The following is a 19,240-nucleotide window of genomic DNA, read 5'->3' on the forward strand; positions in this document are numbered from 1 at the left end:
ATGTTTGACATTTTAGATAATTTCAGATTATTATTAGTTTAGCGACCCGTCACGAAAAAATCGCGACGGGTTATTTTATATACTAAGATAATCCATTAGGGGGATTATCTATAAGGAGGAACCGTTATGTCGATGATCGAGTTCAAAGATGTCAACAAATTCTATGGTGATTACCATGCATTGACGGACATTAATTTAAAGGTAGAGGCTGGTGAAACAGTTGTTTTAATCGGACCTTCTGGGTCAGGTAAATCAACATTGATTCGAACAATTAACGGTCTAGAACCGGTACAAGGCGGTCAGCTAATTGTTAATGGGCAAGACTTAGCTAATCCTAAAACGGATATGAATCGTACGCGTAAAAATGTGGGAATGGTTTTCCAACACTTTAACTTGTATGCAAATAAAACAGTTTTGGAAAATATTATGTTAGCACCACGCTTGGTGCTACATCGTGATGAAGATGAAAATAAGAAAACAGCAATGGCGTTGTTGGATCGGGTTGGCCTAGTTGACCAAGCTGAAAAAGTACCATCAGCATTATCTGGTGGTCAACAACAACGTATTGCGATTGCACGTTCACTAGCTATGAAGCCAAAAGCATTGTTGTTTGATGAGCCAACTTCAGCCTTGGATCCGGAAATGGTTAATGGTGTTTTGAAAATTATTAAAGACATTGTTAATGATTCATCAATGACAACATTAGTTGTAACGCACGAAATGGGATTTGCTAAACAAGTCGCTGACCGTGTTATTTTCATGGATCAAGGACAAATCTTGGAGGATTCACCAACTGATGAATTCTTCGCGCAACCAAAGGAACCTCGTGCACAAGAATTCCTATCGCAAATTATTCGTTAAGGAGGTGCAACATGAAAAGTAGATTTCAAGTTGTGGTGAAGTCAATGTTAGCGGCTTCAGCCTTTGCTTTGTTTACTGGGATATCGGCGACAAATAATGTCCATGCTGCTGATAATACTAAAAACGAAACATACAACCGTATTATGAAAAATGACCGCATGAATTGGGGTGTTAAAGGTGACACTAAATTAATGGGGTTGATGAACATTAAGACTGGTAAACTAGAAGGTTTCGATGTTGAGATGGCTAAAGAAATCACAAAGCGTGTTAATCCAGATGCTAAGGTTGTTTATACACAAATTACATCAGGAACGCGTGTACCAATGTTAATTAATGGGAACATTGACGCTATTATTGCAACAATGTCTGTTACCCCTGATCGTCAAAAAGTTGTTGATTTTTCACAACCTTATTTTAATGCGGGGCAATCCATTTTAGTAAAGAAATCAAGTAAGTACCATAATGTTAAAGAGCTTAACACGTCTAAAGCACGCGTTTTGGCAGTGCAAGGGTCAACATCAATTGATGAAATTAAGGAATTTGCACCTAAAGCAAAGGTTGTTGGTCTTCAAGACTATGCAACCGCTTTGACTGCCTTAAAAGCTGGTCAAGGGGATGCATTGACAACCGATAATGGTATTTTGTATGGTATGGCAGCAGGTTCTAAGTCATTAGAAGTTCGTGGTGGTACCTTTACAAAGGAACCATATGGTGTTGCGATGCAAAAGCAAAATCCAAAGTTAGTAAAAGCTGTTGATAAGGCCGTTGATGACATTAAAGCTGATGGTACTTACGAAAAGATGGCTAAAAAATGGTTTGGTAACGTAAAGGGTATGGACTGGAAGGAGTTGGCTGGAGAATGATATCATTATTTCAATCCCATGCCGGTGAATTTCTAACCGGTTTTGGTTGGACGATTTTGTCGTCTATCTTAGCATTAATTGGCTCAACTATTTTAGGAACAGCTTTTGCGCTTATGGAAGTCGTGCCTAATAGATTGGCCAATATTATCGGACGTATTTATATTGAAATTGTACGTAATATTCCTTTGTTGGTTATCACGATGTTCTTCTATGTTGTAATTGCTAATGTGATTAAAATTAGTGGTTTTGCAGCTGGAACATTTGGTTTGACATTATACACATCAGCTTTTATTGCTGAAACAGTTCGTGCTGGAATTAATGCCGTGCCCAAGGGGCAACTAGAAGGTGCGATGTCGAATGGTTTATCATGGTGGCAAGGAATGCGTTATGTGGTTTTGCCACAAGCCTTTAAACTTGTGATTCCACCTCTAGGTAACCAATTTATCAATTTGATTAAGAACTCATCTGTTTTGGCATTCGTTGCTGGATTAGATTTGATGTATCAGGCTAACCAAATTTCTCAGACAACTTTTGATACATTTGGCCCATTCATTATTGTTGGTATTTTCTATCTTATTTTGACGATGCCTTTGAGCTATTACATGCGTTATTTGGAGAATCGTCTTGAGAAGAAAGGAGGCCGAGCATGAGTGAATTCTTTTCAGCCTTTTCATGGGTTAATTTACGTTTCCTGATGTCTGGATTGGGTGTTACGGTCGAAGTAGCTGTCATTTCAGTTATTTTAAGCTTTGTTATTGGCTCGATTTTAGGTGTTATTAGATATGTAAAGATTCCATATTTTTCACAAATTGTTGGGTTTATTATTGATTTAATTCGTAATTTGCCGCTATTGTTGATTATTTTCTTCACGTACTTTGCTTTGCCTAAGGTTGGTATTCATTTTGGTGTCGTGACGTCAACTATTTTTGCCTTGACGATTTTTGAATCAGCGATGTTAGCTGAAATTATTCGTTCAGGTATTATGGCTGTGCCAAAGGGACAATTAGAAGGAGCACTATCGAACGGTTTGAACTTTAAGCAGGCATTATGGCATATTATTTTGCCACAAGCCTATAAGAAGATGATTCCACCGATTGTTTCACAATTCGTTTCATTGATTAAGGATACGTCGTTGGCAACTATTATTATGTTGCCTGAGGTGACTTATCGTGCACAAATTGTTTATGCACAAGAGCCAGGTGCAATCGTTTCAATGTTCTTTGCTTTGGCTGTCATTTACTTTATCCTAAATTTCATTATCTCAAAAATTGGTGATATGTTGGATCGTCGTATGGCTGCATAACCAAATTTTGAATATAAAAGAAAAACATATGCCAATTAAGTTTTGGTTATGTTTAAAAAGCGTCAATCTACCATGCTAAAATGGCTAGATTGACGCTTTTTTATTTTAATGAGAATTTCAATCATAATAAAATGAGTCTAAAATGAGAAACTTCATTTTAATGAAACGTTTTAATATGCTGGTTTATCAACGTTTTAAGGATAAAAAAGGGAGTTTATTAAAAATAATCTTAAATAAATTGTTGACTCCTACAATTGTTTATTATACTATTATGAAAAAGTTAGCACGTATTATGAATGCGGTTATAAGGAACGGGGAACGATTATGAATAAGACATTAAAGGTAAGTGCTCTGTTGTCTGGTGCAGTGATCTTAGGATCAGCGATTGTACCAGTTACAGCAAGTGCCGCAAAGTATAAGACAATTAACTGGACAGAAGGCGCTAATGTTGGAACGATGGATCCTTCAAAGACGACGGCTGCAATTGATTTTACATATCTACAATCAATTGGTGAAGGATTGTACCGTACGGATAAGTCAGGAAAACCAGCACTAGCTGGTGCAACGTCAGTTGATAAGTCTGAAGATGGTTTGACATTTACCTATCATTTGCGTGACGCAAAGTGGTCAAATGGTGATCCCGTTACAGCTAATGACTATGTATACGGCTGGCAACGTACTAACGACCCTAAGACTGCATCACAATATGCATATCTATTCTCAGGTATTAAAAATGCTGATGAAGTTCAAAATGGTGACAAGCCTGTAACTGACTTGGGTGTTAAAGCAATTGATGATAAGACACTTGAAGTAACGCTTGATCGCCCAATGCCACAACTAGAATCAGTTATGACAATGGCTACTTTTGAACCACAAAACAAGAAGTTTGTGGATAAGGTTGGTAAGAAATATGGTACTGCTTCAAAGTATACAATTTCTAACGGACCATTTGTTATGAAGGGCTGGACTGGTTCAAATAACAAGATTTCTTTGGTAAAGAACAAAGATTACTGGGATGCTAAGACCGTTAAGACACCAAAAATAAATATTCAAACTATTAAGGACCAAAACACTGGTTATAACTTATACAAGTCAAAGAAGGTTGATTATACAACCTTGTCACCTGATCAATATAAGGCTTCAAAGGACAAGAAGGACTTCACTGTTATTTCACAAGCTTCAACAGCCTTTATTGAATTCAATGAAAACAAGAAGCCATTAGATAACACAAATATCCGTAAGGCATTGTCAAAGTCAATTGACCGTAGCACAATGTCATCTAAGATTCTTGGTGGAGGAGGTAAGCCAGCTTACTCATTTACTGCCACAAAGTTAGCTAAGGATTCTAACTCAGGTAAGGACTTTGCTAAGGTAGCAGCTGATAAGGATGCCAGCGGTTACGATCTAAAGGAAGCCAAGAAGTTATGGAAGCAAGGCTTGAAGGAAACTGGTAAGAAGAAGGTTAACCTACAATACCTAACAGATGATACTGATGGTGCCAAGCGTTCAGCACAATTCGTCCAATCACAAATGGAGAAGTTGCCAGGCTTAAAGGTTACAATTAAGACGGTGCCATTTAAGCAACGTATCTCATTATCAGATGATAAGAAGTTCGATATGGTTAACACAATTTGGGGTGGTGACTATGCTGACCCATCAACATTCTTAGATTTGTATACATCTGATTCATCATTTAACAATGGTAGCTGGAAGAATGCCGACTACGATAAGTTGATGAGCGATGCTAAGACAACTGATGCCAATGATGAGAATAAGCGTTATGAAGACTATGCTAAGGCTGAAAAGTTGCTACAAGATGATGCAGCAATTGCGCCAATATACTACCAAGCAAAGCCATCACTATTGAACACATCAGTTAAGAGTGTTGTTTCAAATACAACTGGAGCACCATTTGACTGGAAGTGGGCTTATAAGAAGTAATTTAATATTTAGATTAAATGACTGATTAAAAAGGGGGGAGTGACGAATGCAGATTTGTCCTGCTCTCTTTTTTAGTCTCTAAAATAAGTGAAAAATTAGCATAGCTGTTGTTAATAAGGTTCGGATAATGCTTGATTTTATTAGGAAAACACGTATATAAATTAAATGATTATGTGAAAAATTATCACAAACTCTTTTATAAATAGTGAACGTCTGGTAAAATTAAAAACATCTAATTAATAACTATGAGATATGAGAGTATGGTTATTTCAAAAATGACTTTCTAGCATATTATGAATAGAAGTAAAAAATAGGGGAAGGCATAGCCATGTTCAAATATATAATTAAGCGGTTAGCAATTATTGTGTTAACTTTGGTCTTGATTATTTCAGCCACATTCTTTTTAATGAAGCTGATGCCAGGATCACCGTTGGCTAACGCAGAACGTTTATCTGCCAGTCAACAAAAGATGATTGAAGCACAGTATGGTTTAGATAAGCCGTTAGTCGTGCAATATGTTACTTACCTTTGGGATGCACTGCACTTTGATTTTGGTGTATCGTTCCAATTTGCTAACCAAGAAGTTTCAACTTTGGTGGCACAACGTCTTGGTCCATCTGCTCAACTTGGAATTCAAGCATTGATTTTTGGTCTAATCGCTGGAACAGGATTGGGAGCTGCGGCTGCTGTTCGACGTAACACAAAAACTGATACCTTCTTATCAATTTTGGCAGTGTTGGGTATTTCAATTCCATCATTCGTATTCGCCGCTTTGTTGCAATATTGGATTGGATTGAAATTAGATTGGTTACCAATTGCTGGTTGGAAAGGCTTTGCCGCAACTATTCTACCAACCATTGCGTTGGGGATGAGTCCATTGGCAACATCAGCACGTTTTATTCGTACCGAAATGGTTGATGTTTTAGGTTCTGACTATATTGAATTGGGACGTGCTAAGGGTCTTTCAAGCAATGAACTGATTTGGAAGCATGCGCTTCGTAATTCATTGATTCCATTGGTAACTTTGGTTGGTCCAATGGCAGTTAACTTGCTAACCGGATCAATTGTTGTGGAGAATATTTTTTCAATTCCTGGTATTGGTAGCCAATTCGTTGATTCGATTTTGACTAATGATTACCAAATAATTATGGGAACAACAATTGTTTATTCAATGATGTTAATGGTTATTTTGTTAATTACAGATATCCTTTACGGTGTTATTGATCCACGTATTCGATTGGCTAAATAAGGAAGGAGCCGCTCATGTCTGAAAAAGTAAATTTAACAGCAGATGATTTTAAATTGCTTCCCGCTGATCGTCATACTGATAATGAAGAGATTTTAAAGCCATCGGTCAGCTTTTTGAAAGATGCCTGGCGTCGTTTAAAGAAAAATAAAGGGGCATTCGTTTCACTTTGGATTTTAATTGCCGTTTTTATAGTGGCCTTTGCGTCATCACCAGTGGCTAATTCAAAAGCAACTTCACGTCAAGATGTGACGATTCAAAATTTGCCGGCACGTCTACCAGGTGTGCTAGGTGAGGTCCCTGGTTTTACAGGTGAGGCTAAATTAGATGGTACTAAAATTGATCAATATGAATCAGCTGGTGTGTCTGATAAGAAAAATTATTGGTTTGGAACTGATCAATTCGGTCGTGACATTTTCAAACGTGTCCTATATGGAACACGTATTTCATTAGAGGTTGCCTTAATCGCAACATTAATGGATTTGGTGATTGGTGTTATCTATGGTATTACGTCAGGTTGGCGTGGTGGTAAAGTTGATATCGTGATGCAACGAATTATTGAAATCGTTTCTTCAATTCCAAATTTGGTTGTCTTTGTCCTTTTGATTTTAATTATGAAGCCAGGTATGTTGTCAATTTCATTGGGAATTGCCTTAACTTCTTGGACTTCCATGGCCCGGCTGGTTAGAGCGCAGGTGCTAACAGCTAAAGAACAGGATTATATTCTAGCAGCACGTACTTTGGGTTCATCTACTTGGCGCATTGGGTTACGTCATTTAGTACCTAACCTAAGTTCAACGATTATCGTACAACTAATGTTCACCATTCCATCAGCAATCTTCTTCGAGGCATTGCTTTCATTTATTGGATTGGGAATTCCAGTGCCAATGGCTTCATTGGGTACGTTGTTAAATGATGGACAAAAAGCAATGCAATTCTATCCATATCAATTAGCAATTCCAGCTGTGATCTTGGGAATTATCATGATTGCGTTTAACTTATTAGGTGATGGATTACGTGATGCGTTTGATCCACGTACAAAGGATTAATGGAAGAGAGTGAAGAAATGGCAGAAAAAATTCTTGAGGTCGATGACCTTAAAATTAATTTCAATACCTATAATGGAAGTGTTCAGGCCATCCGCGATGTTTCATTTGACTTGTATAAGGGTGAAACATTGGCAATTGTTGGTGAGTCTGGATCAGGTAAGTCGGTAACGACACGTTCATTAATGGGATTGTTGGCAAAAAACGCCCGAGTGGAAAAAGGTTCAATTACTTTTAAAGGTGATGAAATTATTGGTAAAACAGAAAAGCAGATGCAAAAAGTCCGTGGTTCTGAAATTGCAATGATTTTCCAAGACCCAATGACATCTTTGGACCCAACAATGAAAATAGGACAACAAATTGCAGAACCGTTGATTAAACATCAAAAAATGAGTAAAAAGCAAGCATGGGAAAAAGCTTTGGAGATGATGAAACTTGTTGGTATTCCAAATGCTAAAGCCCATATTAACGATTATCCACACCAATTTTCTGGTGGGATGCGTCAACGTATCGTTATTGCAATCGCCTTGATTGATAATCCTGAAATTCTAATCGCCGACGAACCAACAACTGCGTTGGACGTTACAATTCAAGCACAAATTTTGTACCTGATGAAGGATATTCAAGCACAATCAGATACGTCAATTATCTTCATCACCCATGATTTGGGTGTTGTTGCTGGTATGGCTGATCGTGTTGCTGTGATGTATGCAGGTGAAATTATTGAAATTGGTAAAGTAGATGAGGTCTTTAATTTTCCGCAACACCCATATACTTGGGGATTGTTGAATTCAATGCCAACAACTGCAACCGAACGTGGAACACTAGAAGCAATTCCAGGTACGCCACCTGATTTGTTGAATCCACCCAAGGGTGATGCCTTTGCAGCACGTAATCGTTATGCAGTTGCTGCTGATGAAAAGGTTAAGCCACCGTTCTTTAAATTGTCACAAACGCACTATGCTGCAACTTGGTTATTGGATAAACGTGCACCAGAAGTTGTACCACCGGCAGAAGTTCAAAAACGCTGGACGCGTTTCCAAGCTGAGCACCCTGAAGCTGATCGGTCAAAGGCAGTTGCCGTTGAAAACTCAGCTGTCCTTGGTAATGGAGGTGGCAAATAATGGCTGATGAACGTAAAAAATTAGTTGAGCTAAAAGGTTTAGACATCACGTTTAATGCAGGTAAATCTAACGAAACTAAGGCTGTTCAAAATGCTTCATTTGATATTTATGAAGGTGAGACATTTGGTTTAGTTGGTGAATCTGGTTCTGGTAAAACAACCATTGGACGTGCAATTATGAAATTGTATGAACCAACTGGTGGTCAAATTTTGTTTGAAGGCGAAGATTTGGCAAAGCTTAAAAAGCGTAATAAGTTAAGTAAATTTCGCCAGGCAGTTCAAATGATTTTCCAAGATCCGCAAGCATCTTTAGATTTACGTATGAAAGTTAAAGATATCGTTGCCGAAGGAATTGATGTTAATCATTTGGCTAAAAATGATGCTGACCGTGCTAAGCAAGTGGAAGACTTATTGGAGATAGTTGGGTTGAATCGTGATCATTCGAGTCGTTATCCGCATGAGTTTTCTGGTGGACAACGACAACGTATTGGTATTGCCCGTGCACTAGCTGTTCAGCCAAAGTTTATCATTGCTGACGAACCAATTTCAGCGTTGGACGTTTCTATTCAAGCACAAGTTGTTAACTTGATGAAGGAGCTACAACAAAAGCAAGGCCTAACATACTTGTTTATTGCGCATGATTTGTCGATGGTTAAATATATTTCGGACCGTATTGGGGTTATGCATTGGGGAAAAATGGTTGAGATTGGACTTGCCGATGAGGTTTATAACCATCCCTTACATGACTATACGCGTTCATTATTGAGTTCAATACCAGTACCTGATCCAACTGTTGAAGAGCAACGTGTCCCAATTGTCTATGATCCGACTGCTGAATTAGACGGTCGTGATCGTCAGATGATTGAAATTGCACCGCAACATTTTGTTTGGGCAGCTGAGGATGAAATTGCCATGTATCAAGAGCGTGCGCGTGAGTTTGGGTTGATTGACTAATAGCCTGACTACTTGTAGGAAATAGCGTAAAAATTTAATAAAATCAATTAAAAAAGTTTGTAAAGTTGACACTTTGTCAGCTTTGCAAACTTTTTAGTTATGTGTTTTATTTTGTAGTGAGACACCCAAGATTAGTCATTGATGCTTGTAAATTAATTGTGAGCGCTTGATTAGGAAGTGTTTGTAGGCTTTTTATGCAAATTTAGCAGTATTTTATTGCAAAGTTCCTTTATGTTATAATGATACGATACAAATAAAATAATAGGCTAGGTGAAACGGGTGAGAAAATTTACGGCGTTACCGACATTCTTTAAAAACCAACGCCTTGGTAGTATGGCAGCATTAGTGTCATTTATTGCCGTTGTAGGAGCAATTTTAGCATGGTTAGTTAATTGGGTTGTAGGAATCATTTGGGTAATACTAGTTGTTATTGCATTGATTGTTATTTTTAAAACTTTGCAAGATCTAAGTGAACAAACAACACATTATATTGAAAATTTGTCTTATCGTATTAATCGTGGTGAACAAGAATCAATTATTCAAATGCCACTAGGTGTTATGTTGTTTACTGATAATGGTGATATTGAATGGGTTAATCCCTATTTACAACAATTACTTGGTGAACAAACAATTGTTGGTCAGAACTTAAAAGATGTTTCAAATACATTAACTGAAATTGTTGAATTATGGTCAGATAATGAAAAACGCATGACTGAATGTGATTGGTTAGATCATTTTTTTCAAGTACAAGTTCAGCCAGAATTAAATGCGATTTATTTAATGGATATGACGGCATCAGCACAAGTTACAGCTGATTATGAGAATCATAAATTGTTTTTAGGGATTGTTTCTTTAGATAATTACGATGAAGTTACAGAGGGGATGAGTGACGCAGAGGCGTCAACATTACGAACTTATGTAACTAAAACACTATCCGATTGGATGACGGAACATGATATTTATGCACGACGTCTTTCTGTTGATCGTTACTTATTAGTTGGTTATCGTGAATCCTTGATAAAAGCAGAAAATGATAAATTCAATTTATTAAAGGTTATTCGTGAGTCAACATCAATGCAAAATACGCAAATTACATTAAGTATTGGTATTGCTTATAATGAAATGGCAATTGATGTGTTAGCAGAAAATGCGCAGTCTAACTTGGATCTGGCACTTGGTCGTGGTGGTGATCAAGTTGTTGTTAAATCTTCAACTGGCTCAGCACGCTTTTATGGTGGTAATACTAACCCAATGGCTAAGCGTACGCGTGTTCGTGCTCGCGTAATTTCACAAGCGTTAGCTGATTTATTTGATCAAGCTGATCAAGTATTTGTGATGGGACATAAACGCCCTGATATGGATTCATTTGGTGGGGCATTAGGTGTTCGACGGTTAGCAGAAATGTTAGGTAAACCAGCATGGGTTGTGTATGAAGAAACTGGTCAAGAACATTCTGATATTCGCTTATTATTAGATCAAATGGCAACGGATGCTTCTGATGAAAATGCTATTTTAGCACCAGATGACGTTATTGCTCAGATGACGGATCAAAGTTTATTAGTAATTGTCGATCACTCAAAACCATCATTATCAGAATCAAAGGATGTTTATGAGGCAATGAAAGACAGTGTCGTGATTATTGATCATCATCGTCGTGGCGAAGAGTTTCCTGATGAGGCTCAGTTGGTTTACGTTGAGTCGTATGCGTCATCAACTTCTGAATTGGTAACGGAATTATTTGAGTATCAACCACGTCGGGCACAAGGATTACGTCGTTTAGAAGCAACTGCGATGTTAGCGGGTATCCAAATTGATACCAAATCATTTACGTTACGTTCAGGTACCCGAACATTTGATGCAGCTAGTTACCTACGTGCAGTGGGTGCAGATGGTTCATTGCTACAGGATTTCATGAAGGAGTCAGTTGGTTCATATCGACAACGCGCTCATTTAATTGAACGAGCAAAAATCCATGATAGTGCTGCTATTGTTACAGGTGAAGATGATATTCAATATGATTCAGTAGTGGCTGCACAGGCAGCTGATTCATTGCTTCAAATGATTGGGGTTCAATCAGCATATGTTATTAGTCGTCGTGATAATAATACAGTTGCTGTATCAGCACGTTCGACTGGTAATGTCAGTGTCCAATTAGTAATGGAAGCTATGGGTGGCGGTGGCCATCTAAGTAATGCAGCAACACAAGTTAAGGACACAACGACAGATGATGTTTATGAATTACTGTTAACAAAACTTAATAAAGATAATGATCAAGAGAATGAATAGAAAAGAAGGTATAAATTAATGAAAGTTATTTTCTTAGAAGATGTTAAAGGTCGCGGTAAAAAAGGCGAAGTTAAAAATGTGCCTGATGGTTACGCAAATAATTTTTTAATCAAAAATAATAAGGCTAAACCAGCATCAAATGCCAATGTTTCAGCATTACGCGGACAAAAAAAAGCAGCTGATCGTGAAGCGGCTGAAGAAAAAGCAGCCGCCGTTGCATTGAAAGAGCAATTAGAAGATGATAAAACAGTTATTGAATTAAAGGCCAAAGCTGGTAAAGATGGTCGTTTATTTGGTGCTATCTCATCAAAGCAAGTTGTTGCTGGTTTGCTCGATCAATTTGGTATTAAAATTGATAAGCGTAAAATGGATATGAAGGAACCTATTCGTGCATTGGGTTACCGTAATGTAAAAGTTAAGTTACATCATGATGTTGAAGCAACTATTCGCATTCACACTGATGAGCTATAATTAATCAAATTTATGATAATAGGGTTGGTCCATGGTTTCATTAACCTAGGATCGGCCTATTTTATTTTTCCCATTCTGATTATTAATTTGGTACAATGTAATTTAGCGTTAACCCAAATCTCGTTGTGGTTTAATAACAACGAGGTTTGAGACTTATCTACAATGGAAAGGAGGTTGTGTTCACATGGCTGATCAAAATGATGGTGTGCCATTACAGGTACCGCAAGATGTTGAAGCTGAGCAAGCGGTTTTAGGATCAATTTTATTGGCAACCGATCCACAGGATTTGTTGGCTGATATTATGACAGTTTTAGCACCAGATGATTTTTATCGTACAGCTCATCGATTAATTTATACGGCCATCTTGGCTTTAGATGAGACACAAAGAGCAATTGATATTCTAACGATTACAGATGAGTTAGATAAAGATAATCAAGTTGAAAATGTGGGTGGCATGGCCTACCTAACAGAATTAGCGTCAAGTGTGCCAGTTGCTGGTAATGCAATGTATTATGCGCGGATTGTGCGGGAACGTTCTGTACGTCGTAATATGATTGACACCTTGCAAAATAGTTTGACACAAACTTATGAAGGTAGTGATTCTGTTGATGACGCTGTCGCTGATTTATCGACAAAATTAGACTTAATTAATAGCGGTGAAAAAAGTGCCGACTTTAAAAACATTGCCGATGTTGTTAATAAATCCTTTGAAGAAATTGAAGAAAATTCTCGTACTGAGGATACTGTTACTGGCTTAGCATCAGGTTTCCCGGCGTTAGATAATTTAACAACAGGTTTTCATGACGGTGAAATGATTATTATTGCTGCACGACCTGCAGTTGGAAAAACAGCTTTTGTTTTAAATATTGCACAAAAAGTCGCAGTAGCTGATCCGAAATTACCAGTGGTTATTTTTTCATTAGAAATGCCGGATACATCCCTTGTCAATCGTATGTTAGCAGCGGAAGGTAATATTAATTCGCAACACATGCGTACTGGTCAATTAGAATCAGAAGAATGGGATTCATTAGTTGTTGCAACGGATTCATTGGCACGAACGAATATCTATATTGACGATACTCCTGGTATTCGCGTAACAGATATTCGTTCAAAATTACGTCGTTTGTATAAACGTGAGGGACAATTAGGCTTAGTCATTATTGATTATTTGCAGTTGATTGAAGGAACACGTAGTGAAGGACGTCAGCAAGAAGTTTCAGCCATTTCACGTGCAATTAAAATGATGGCAATGGAAATGAATGTGCCAATTATTGCCTTATCACAGTTATCACGTAGTGTGGAACAACGACAAGATAAACGACCAATGTTATCAGATATTCGTGAATCTGGATCTATTGAGCAGGATGCGGACATTGTGGCGTTTTTATATCGTGATGATTATTATGAGAAGTCAAATGAAGATGATGACAATCAAAATGACCCACGTGATGAAGAACAACAAGATATTGGTGAAATCGAAGTTATCTTGGAAAAAAATCGTTCAGGGGCACGTGGAACAGCACGATTACTATTTGTAAAATCTTATAATAAGTTTTCAAATATTGATTATCATAATGAAGAATCGGGTAATTTTAATTAAACAGGCATAATAAAGAGACGGGGTTGATGATATTTATCATTGACCTCGCTCTATTTTATGTGGATGAAAAGAAAAGAGGGTTATGATGCAGCAGGTTAACAAGGGCATGTCATTACGTTGGCTATTAATAGCAAGTTTTATTAACAGTTTTGCGTTTGGCTTTATTTGGCCACTAACATCTGTTTATTTGTATAATGAGCTATATCAAACATTAGTAACGATTGGGTGGGTTATGATGGCCAATGCTGTAGGGCAAGCAATTGGTTCGTTAATTAGTGGTCGTTTATTTGATCGGTTTAAACCATATGTGTTGATTCAGTTTGGTGTGATTGCAATGATCATTCTCCAAATTACCTTTATTTTTTGGCATGGTTGGCCAGTTTACGCCATTATTTTAACATTAGTCGGCTTTTTTGGCGGTTGGATTACGGCGGCTGTTAATTCATATGGGACGCAAGTACGTTCTCATGATGGCCGTTTTGTGTTTAATATGTTGTACTTTACAAGTAACTTTGGCATGGTTTTTTCAACGGCATTAGTTGGTCCAATTTATCCTTTGGGTATTACGTGGTTATTTATTCTGGCGCTAATTTTATATCTTGTTTTATTTGTCATTGTACATGCCAAATTTAATTTCACACTAAAAAATCGATCAACTAGTCAAGCAATTACTAAAATTAAATTACCTAAATGGAATATGGCGTTGGTTTATGCGAGTGTCTTAGGATTGGTTGTACTATGGATTTCATATGCGCAATGGCAGGGAAACTTGTCAGTTTATATGAACAGTGTCTTAAAACTACCATTATGGCAGTATTCGATGTTGTGGACGATTAATGGTATTTTAATTGCTGTTATTCAGTTAGGAATGAATGCTTTGAACTTATCAAGTAACCATCGTTCAATGTTTATTCAGATTTTCTTAGGCATTATCATGTTTGGCTTATCATTTTTGATTTTGCCATTTAGTCATCATTTTTTTGGCTTTGCCGTCGCAATGATTATTACGACAATCGGCGAGGCAACAGCTTTTCCAATGATTCCAGCACTAGTTAATGAATTAACCCCAGTATCATTAAAAGGACGCTACCAAGGGTTGTCAGCAGCAGCCCCATCCGTTGGTCGCGCTGTGGGACCGTTAGCAGGGGGGTTAATCATTCAGCAACAAGGTTATGGCACTTTATTTTATGCAGCAGCAGCCTTAACATTTGTTGCATTCTTTGGCTTGTTATTTAGTATCCTTACGGGATATCGTCATACTATACGTTATGAAGAAAATTAAATAATGCAATAGTGAGCGTTGATCTAATGGTTTTTAGATTGACGCTTTTATTATGTGCAAAAAAGTCGTCAGAATGTAACGTGTGACAATTGGTTTCAAGTCATCTTTTGTTATACACTTTTTTGCGTATTATGAAAGAATAGATTAAGATTATTTTAGAATACTACGAGGAGTATAAGATGACAGATCAAGATAAAATAGCTTTATTAAGCGATTTGGTAGCTATTAATACGGTTGCTGATCATGAAAAAAAGATTGCTGTGTATTTACAAGACTATTTTGCACAACATGGTATTGATAGTAAATTGGTAGATGTTGCGCCAAATAGAGCCAATTTAATTGCTGAAATTGGTGATGGCAAAGGTCCGGTATTAGCTTTTGCTGGCCATCTAGATACGGTACACGAAGGTGATTTCAATACTTGGGATACCGACCCGTTTACGTTAAATATACAAAATGATAAATTATTTGGTCGTGGTGTTACAGACATGAAGGGCGGATTAGCCGCCTTTGTGATTGCTTTTATGGAATTACACGATCGTCATGAGCCACTGCATGGTACGTTACGTTTTATTGCAACAGCTGATGAAGAAAAAAATGAATTAGGTGCTGATAAATTAGCAGCAGAAGGGTATTTGACAGATATTGATGCGGTTATCATTGGGGAACCTACAGGTGTTGCTTTGAATGAAATTTCAGAGTATTTCACTAGTGGTGGTGCCGTTATTGACCCGTCAACCTTGAAAAAATTACAGCAGGCGGCGGTCACTTCGAAGGCGGCGGAACAGCATTTTATCTTTTTTGCTCATAAAGGTTTTTTGGCCTATGATGTTACAGCAACGGGTAAAGCAGCCCATAGTTCCATGCCTAAATTAGGGGTGGATGCGATTAATCATTTGGTGCAATACTATCAAGCAGAACAAACGCTTTATGATACTTTACCTGAAGAGAGTCCCATCTTAGCTAAAACGATGCGTGGCGCTAATATTATACAGGGAGGTGCTCAACAAAATTCAGTTTCTGATTTGGCAACATTAACTGAATTAACACGTACTATTCCAGAATTACCAGCCCAAACGTTGATTGAACGGTTACAAGCATTAATTGCTAATCTTAATCAAGGTGATGAGACAATGAATTTATCATTACACGTTAATGCATATGATGATGCGGTTGTGACACCACGAGATAGTCAATTGATTAAAATTGTGCAGGACATCATCCCTAATTATTTAATTGAACCCATGGTTGCACCAACAATAGCCGTTTCATTAGGCACAGATGCTGCTGCATTTGTTCATGCAAATCCAAATGTCCAACTAGCTATAATTGGACCAGGAAATACAACGGCGCATAAAGCCAATGAATATGTGTCACAACAGGCTTATTTTGCGATGGTTGATATTTATCGTGAGGTCGCAAAACAATATTTAAAGTAAAGTAAAAAACAATTGGTAGTGCGTAGACTAACCAATTGTTTTCGATACCTTATTTTTCGACAAACCACTTTGTGAGCCACCAACCACGATAGAAGCCTTCCATTGCTAAAATTTGGGATAGTGATGCGAGAATTAAAGTTATTTGTAACCAAAGCTTACCTGACATAAAGAATGGTATACACATGAAAGCAGCTGTCACAATATAAATAACAATGCGATTTTGCTGCGTCAATTGACGTTTATAAATACCATCATGGATATACCGTTGGTAATACTTATTATGCTCTAACCAATTCTGTAAACGTTTTGAAGAGCGACTCCAAAAGTAAGCGGTTAGTAGATAAAAAGGAGTTGTCGGAATACCCGGCACCCAAATAAAAACAGTACCGATACCAAAAGTAATTAGACCTAGAATAATGTAAATAAAACGCATAGCAACTCCTTAATAAATATATAAATGTAAGTATAGCAATAAAATGATGTTAGGCAAAGTTGAAATCTTTCGGGTGGTTATTTAACAATTTCGTTCAACTTGCTATAATTAACATAATGTTATGAAAGGATTAAGCCGCGATGGAAGTATTAGAGCAAGCGTACGCTAAGTTAAATATTAGCCTTGATACCCCATTTCTCCATGCTAATGGCGAACAAGAATGGGATATGTTAATGGTAGCTATCGATCTAGCTGATACAGTGACCATTCGTACGACTACTGACCATCAAGAAATTGTGGTTGAGTCGACAAGTGGTGTCCTGCCACTCAATGAAAAGAATTTAGCTTACCAGGCTGCCCGTTTAATGCGAGAAATTGCTGGTAAGACTGATGGTATTGAAATTCATATCATGAAACGAGTGCCAGTAGCAGCCGGGTTAGGCGGTGGCTCTTCAGATGCTGCAGCCGTCCTTCGGGGGCTAAATCGTATTTGGCAATTAAATTATACGGAAGAAAAATTAGCTGTGATTGGTTTGAAAATCGATGCCGATGTTCCTTTTTGTGTTTATTCACGGCCAGCACGTGTTCGGGGGCGTGGAGAAATAGTGGAACCGTTAAAGCAAGCGTTACCACCACTATGGGTAATTGTTGCTAAACCAGGTATTAGTGTTTCAACCCCTAAAATATTAAAAATGGTTAACTATAATACCATGCAACATGGTAATATGGCGGCTTTGATGACAGCTGTCAATCAAGCAGATTTTCAAACGGCTTATCGACAAATGTTTAATGTATTAGAATCCATAACCGGTGGTAAATATCCAGAAATATTGAAACTTAAACAAAAAATGTATGAGTTTGGTGCTGAAGCAGCACAGATGTCAGGAACTGGGCCAACGGTATTTGCAGTTACTGAAAAGGCATCACGTGCCAAACGTATTTACAATGCTGTGAGTGGTTTTGTGCCAGAATCTTATTTGGTACGCCTGGTTAATTCTGAAAAATGTAGATAATTAACGAAACGTTCGTGTTTTGACACTGTAACGTTTTTTTTGTGCTTTTTTTCAGGAAAATACTTTAATTTTGGAACATTATACATTATATTTAATGAGTAGTTCGTAATTATCGAACAATATAATTGGTTTTTTGATAAAAAGGAGTAAAAAATGGCTTCAAACGCAAAGATGTGGGTGGCAGGTGCCGCAGTTGTAATTATTGCAGGGGGTGCATATGCCGCTTGGTCTGGAAACAAGTCAGGTGATACTAAGGATGATAAAACCTCAGTTGCCTTGATAACTGATGGTGGTGGAATTGATGATAAGTCATTCAATCAATCAGCTTGGGAAGGTATGAAAGCTTGGGCAAAGGATAATGGTGTTAAAGAAGGAAAGGGTGGCTATGCTTACTATCCTTCAAAGACCAGTGCAGATTTTACCACTAATATAGATCAAGCACGTTCTGATGGTTTTAAGAACATTTATGGTATTGGTTTCCAATTGGTTTCAACAATTAACGAACAATCAAAGAAAAATCCAAATACTAACTATATGATTATTGATGATATTGCTAAAGCACGTAAGAATACGGTTTCGGTAACGTTTAAGTCTGAGCAATCATCATACTTGGCTGGTGTTGCGGCTGCTAAGACAACCAAAACAGACAAAGTTGGGTTTGTCGGTGGTATGAAGTCAGCGGTTGTGCAATCGTTTGAAAAGGGCTTTACTGCTGGCGCTAAGTCAGTTAACCCTGATATTGAGGTTGATGCACAGTATGTTGGTAGCTTTACTGATGCTGGTAAGGGTAAGACCATTGCCTCAACGATGTATCAAAGCGGTACTGATGTGGTCTTTACGGCCGCTGGTGGTTCTGGAGCCGGTGTATTTACAGAAGCTAAGGATCTAAACAAAGCTCAAAATGCAGCTGATAAAGTTTGGGTAATTGGTGTTGACCGTGATCAAAATTCTGACGGTGCCTATACAGCGAAGGACGGTAAATCTAACTTTACACTAACATCTTCTGTTAAAAGGGTTGGTAAGGCTGTGAGTGATGTGACTGAAAAGACTGCTAAGGGAAACTTCCCTGGTGGTAAGCACCTTGTGTATGGATTAGATGATAAGGGTGTTGCTTTGACACGTGGTCATATGTCTAAGGACACATGGGCAGCTGTACAAGATGCTCAGAAGAAGATTATCGATGGTGATGTTAAAGTTCAGTAAAATAAGTAAATAATAATTACAAACAAGTATCGTTTATCCGATGCTTGTTTTTTTTATTTCCGATAAATAGGGTAAACCAAAAAACTTGGTACTAATAACAGGGGTAAGCGGTTACAAATTTGACTTTACATTATTAGTGAATAATAATGAGAATTATATTCGTTGCGTTATTATCG

Annotated in this window: 17 protein-coding genes; 16 read left to right on the plus strand and 1 reads right to left on the minus strand. The window is 37.6% G+C overall.

Going from position 1 to position 19,240, the window contains the following annotated elements:
* Positions 1-126 precede the first annotated feature (126 nt).
* From FFM61_RS03485 to FFM61_RS03550, 14 genes are all read left to right on the plus strand, one after another.
* A complete protein-coding gene (locus FFM61_RS03485; protein ID WP_074427262.1) occupies positions 127-861 on the plus strand; it encodes an amino acid ABC transporter ATP-binding protein in 735 nt (244 codons plus the stop codon).
* 11 nt (positions 862-872) lie between these two features.
* Positions 873-1,724 (plus strand): transporter substrate-binding domain-containing protein, encoded by an 852-nt coding sequence (locus FFM61_RS03490; RefSeq protein WP_083194463.1) that lies wholly within the window; start codon positions 873-875, stop codon positions 1,722-1,724.
* Complete coding sequence (locus FFM61_RS03495; protein ID WP_074427263.1) at positions 1,721-2,374, plus strand: amino acid ABC transporter permease; 654 nt, start codon at positions 1,721-1,723, stop codon at positions 2,372-2,374. Before FFM61_RS03490 ends, FFM61_RS03495 begins: the two co-directional genes overlap by 4 nt.
* Positions 2,371-3,027 carry an amino acid ABC transporter permease gene (locus FFM61_RS03500; RefSeq protein ID WP_074427264.1) on the plus strand — a complete coding sequence of 219 codons (657 nt, stop codon included), beginning with the start codon at positions 2,371-2,373 and terminating at the stop codon, positions 3,025-3,027. The genes FFM61_RS03495 and FFM61_RS03500 overlap by 4 nt, the downstream gene beginning before the upstream one ends.
* Positions 3,028-3,351: 324 nt before the next feature.
* Positions 3,352-4,968, plus strand: a complete 1,617-nt coding sequence (locus FFM61_RS03505) for a peptide ABC transporter substrate-binding protein (protein ID WP_074427266.1) — start codon at positions 3,352-3,354, stop codon at positions 4,966-4,968.
* A 328-nt stretch (positions 4,969-5,296) separates the two neighbouring features.
* On the plus strand, positions 5,297-6,217 hold the full coding sequence (locus FFM61_RS03510) for an ABC transporter permease (RefSeq protein ID WP_074427267.1): 921 nt from the start codon (positions 5,297-5,299) through the stop codon (positions 6,215-6,217).
* A 14-nt stretch (positions 6,218-6,231) separates the two neighbouring features.
* Positions 6,232-7,263, plus strand: coding sequence for an ABC transporter permease (locus tag FFM61_RS03515; RefSeq protein WP_074427268.1), 1,032 nt, complete (start codon positions 6,232-6,234; stop codon positions 7,261-7,263).
* 17 nt (positions 7,264-7,280) lie between these two features.
* Complete coding sequence (locus tag FFM61_RS03520) at positions 7,281-8,384, plus strand: ABC transporter ATP-binding protein (RefSeq protein ID WP_074427269.1); 1,104 nt, start codon at positions 7,281-7,283, stop codon at positions 8,382-8,384.
* Entirely contained in the window at positions 8,384-9,337 is a 954-nt protein-coding gene (locus FFM61_RS03525) for an ABC transporter ATP-binding protein (protein ID WP_074427270.1), read from the plus strand. The genes FFM61_RS03520 and FFM61_RS03525 overlap by 1 nt, the downstream gene beginning before the upstream one ends.
* A 270-nt stretch (positions 9,338-9,607) precedes the next feature.
* Positions 9,608-11,623 carry a DHH family phosphoesterase gene (locus tag FFM61_RS03530; RefSeq protein WP_074427271.1) on the plus strand — a complete coding sequence of 672 codons (2,016 nt, stop codon included), beginning with the start codon at positions 9,608-9,610 and terminating at the stop codon, positions 11,621-11,623.
* Positions 11,624-11,641: 18 nt separating this feature from the next.
* Positions 11,642-12,094 carry a 50S ribosomal protein L9 gene (gene rplI / locus FFM61_RS03535; protein WP_042492948.1) on the plus strand — a complete coding sequence of 151 codons (453 nt, stop codon included), beginning with the start codon at positions 11,642-11,644 and terminating at the stop codon, positions 12,092-12,094.
* A 184-nt stretch (positions 12,095-12,278) separates the two neighbouring features.
* Positions 12,279-13,694, plus strand: coding sequence for a replicative DNA helicase (dnaB, locus tag FFM61_RS03540; RefSeq protein ID WP_074427272.1), 1,416 nt, complete (start codon positions 12,279-12,281; stop codon positions 13,692-13,694).
* Positions 13,695-13,779: 85 nt separating this feature from the next.
* Positions 13,780-14,976: an MDR family MFS transporter gene (locus FFM61_RS03545; RefSeq protein ID WP_074427273.1), complete on the plus strand. Its 1,197-nt coding sequence runs from the start codon at positions 13,780-13,782 to the stop codon at positions 14,974-14,976.
* A 179-nt stretch (positions 14,977-15,155) separates the two neighbouring features.
* Positions 15,156-16,415 carry a M20/M25/M40 family metallo-hydrolase gene (locus FFM61_RS03550; RefSeq protein ID WP_074427274.1) on the plus strand — a complete coding sequence of 420 codons (1,260 nt, stop codon included), beginning with the start codon at positions 15,156-15,158 and terminating at the stop codon, positions 16,413-16,415.
* A gap of 49 nt (positions 16,416-16,464) precedes the next feature.
* Here FFM61_RS03550 and FFM61_RS03555 read toward each other — a convergent pair whose 3' ends face one another.
* A complete protein-coding gene (locus FFM61_RS03555; RefSeq protein WP_074427275.1) occupies positions 16,465-16,848 on the minus strand; it encodes a YbaN family protein in 384 nt (127 codons plus the stop codon).
* A gap of 140 nt (positions 16,849-16,988) precedes the next feature.
* Between FFM61_RS03555 and ispE the strand changes: the two genes are divergently transcribed.
* Complete coding sequence (gene ispE / locus FFM61_RS03560; RefSeq protein WP_074427276.1) at positions 16,989-17,861, plus strand: 4-(cytidine 5'-diphospho)-2-C-methyl-D-erythritol kinase; 873 nt, start codon at positions 16,989-16,991, stop codon at positions 17,859-17,861.
* 153 nt (positions 17,862-18,014) lie between these two features.
* Entirely contained in the window at positions 18,015-19,064 is a 1,050-nt protein-coding gene (locus FFM61_RS03565) for a BMP family lipoprotein (RefSeq protein WP_074427277.1), read from the plus strand.
* Positions 19,065-19,240 lie beyond the last annotated feature (176 nt).

Origin of the sequence: Weissella hellenica (assembly GCF_005405545.1) — a bacterium.
In the GTDB taxonomy this organism is placed as follows: Bacteria; Bacillota; Bacilli; order Lactobacillales; family Lactobacillaceae; genus Weissella; species Weissella hellenica.